Below are 305 nucleotides of genomic sequence, written 5' to 3'. Positions count from 1 at the left end.
GGCCGCGGCTCGGGCGGGGCCTTTGCGGGCCGGGGAGCATGGGAAGCGGCATAAGGATCGCGCTCGGCCGTTGCCGCGCGCGGCCGCTGCTCGCGCCCGCTGCCCATCAGCCCTTCGATGCGCGCCTCCAGCCCTTCGATCGTGCGGTTCAGCGCATCGAGCGAGGTCCTATCGGACTGTCGGGAAGGATTTGATCGCGATCCGTTCATCTTCTTGCTCGCTTCGACTGCTCGACCCCTCGTCAGAGCTCGATCGTTGGCTTTTCGTCTGCTGCCCGCTTTACGCGGGCCTGAGCGCACCATTCA

General features: G+C 66.9%; 1 protein-coding gene. It reads right to left on the bottom strand.

Going from position 1 to position 305, the window contains the following annotated elements; translation table 11 throughout:
• On the bottom strand, positions 1–209 hold a 209-nt coding region (locus EOD29_RS31105), incomplete at its 3' end, for a hypothetical protein (protein WP_164763912.1).
• Between the last annotated feature and the right edge of the window lie 96 nt (positions 210–305).

It is taken from the genome of Mesorhizobium sp. M1A.T.Ca.IN.004.03.1.1 (assembly GCF_003997555.1).
Classification (GTDB): Bacteria; Pseudomonadota; Alphaproteobacteria; order Rhizobiales; family Rhizobiaceae; genus Mesorhizobium.
The sequence above is the reverse complement of the archived record's forward strand: the minus strand, read 5'-3'. Positions and strand labels throughout refer to the sequence as shown.